Origin of the sequence: Robertmurraya siralis (assembly GCF_005502275.1) — a bacterium.
Taxonomy (GTDB): Bacteria; Bacillota; Bacilli; order Bacillales; family Cytobacillaceae; genus Robertmurraya; species Robertmurraya siralis.
The window spans coordinates 1-1854 of sequence record NZ_SWLZ01000056.1 but is presented as its reverse complement, the minus strand read 5'-3'; the positions used below and the strand labels follow the sequence as shown (position 1 = coordinate 1854).

General features: G+C 35.4%; 2 protein-coding genes. Both read right to left on the bottom strand.

Annotated features, from left to right (window positions below; genetic code table 11):
• Positions 1 to 42: 42 nt before the first annotated feature.
• Entirely contained in the window at positions 43 to 948 is a 906-nt protein-coding gene (locus tag FCJ93_RS24605) for a helitron helicase-like domain-containing protein (RefSeq protein WP_235879588.1), read from the bottom strand.
• Positions 949 to 1199: 251 nt separating this feature from the next.
• Positions 1200 to 1412, bottom strand: coding sequence for a hypothetical protein (locus tag FCJ93_RS24600; RefSeq protein WP_137744927.1), 213 nt, complete (start codon positions 1410 to 1412; stop codon positions 1200 to 1202).
• Positions 1413 to 1854 lie beyond the last annotated feature (442 nt).

Sequence of the window (1854 nt, the reverse complement as noted above, 5' to 3'; positions counted from 1 at the left end):
CCCCCCTAGGAGGGAACCCCCTTATGCCTATGCGTTTACCGTTTACGCCCTTTCAGTATTTTCACGTTTTATGTTATATTGTAAATACTGATGAGTAATAGTTAAGTCATTATCTTCTAAGGTAATAGACTTCTCAAAGTGTGGAGTGGCAGCTCCCACTTTTTTCTTTACCCTTCCAAATGACATTTCAACTTCTACTGGTACAGTTATACCTTTAGATTTTCGGTAGAGATTCATTCCAGATGGATACATGTGCAATCTTCCACCTTTAATATACTTTTTACCTTCCACCTCTTTTATAGCTAATTTCCCATCAGCGTTTAAAGCACTTAAAGCATTTTCATCAGTCAACTCAATATCAGTTAAATAAGCTGATAAATAAGCCCCTATATTATCTATATTCTTTAATGATTTAGTAGATACAATCTTCCCTTGCTCCCATAATTCGCGAACCTTATTATTACTTAAAAAAATCTTATCCACATCATTAAATCTAATTAAGCAATGACAATGCCATGCTCCACGCTCTTGAGGCTCTATTACATTTATGTAATCAATTGTAGACCTATCTTTATACAAACGTTTTAAACGTGTCATAAAGCGTTTAAAATCCTTATAAAGCCTAACTGTATCTTTCATATTCTCTTTATATGTCAAGGTAACATGTAATTCATTAGATGACCCTTTAAAATTATTATTTATTAAATCTCTTAATCTATTAAAAGTTTGACGAAGAGAATTGTAGTTTTGTTGACGATTTTCAGAATGTGTAAACTCTTTTATCTCACCAGTAGAAATTTCAACATAAGTATTCTTGTCCAACTTTTTTATGTTAGGTTTATAATTCACTTTACTAGAATGACGAACCTCAATTACATGATTCATTTGCTTCACTTTTACAAGGTCATTATCACCTATTGAAACCTTGTCACTACTGTGTTTTTTCAAATTTTTCACCCCTTTTTTTTGTGCTAAAGTTTAATCTAAATCAAGTTAATATATAGAAAAGTGTATAGCCACCGCTTCAGAAGCTATTACAGGCATCCTTGACAACGGGTCCCTGCCCCCTAAGAACCCCGTAAGCCTTGGAGGGAAGAAAAGCACTTCCCCCCACCCTTGCGGGACAGCTTACCTTAGGGGACTTCCCATTATCAAGGAATCGCTAACGCTTGCCTTCCATAGTTTCTTTCGCTGGACAGCTATTTCTCAATTCGTTTTTCTATTTCTTCTAACTTTTTTAAAATATCTCCCATATTCCCCATGCTTTTCATAGCTTCTTTTTGCTGAAAATAATTCTCCAACGCTAACATAACGATCGTACTTTTCGGAACCCCTGTTTCATCGCTTTGCTTGTCCAACCATTCATTCAACTTTGATGAAATCCTGGTATTCACCCTCACCATTTCAGCCATATTTTCACCTCTCTACCACCTTTTTGATACAAATTTAGCACAATATCTGCACATAGTCAAACCTCTTCAGAACCCTTTCGGAAGATACCATTTTCCTCTCGTTTTAAAAATATTGACCGTAAATAATAGCGTTAATTACAAAATGTGTGCGCCTGCTTGCTTGCTCCGCAGAGCGTCAGGCGCACACATTTATTAATTTATCCCTAATATTTTACAAGCAATAAAATTAAAAATTGATACAATAAATGCGAACGTATTTTCGTCGGCACAAATAAATGTTCGTATAAAAAAAGGCGAACGATACGCATAAACACAAGGGAACCCCCCTAGGAGGGAACCCCCTTATGCCTATGCGTTTACCGTTTACGCCCTTTCAGTATTTTCACGTTTTATGTTATATTGTAAATACTGATGAGTAATAGTTAAGTCATTATCTTCTAAG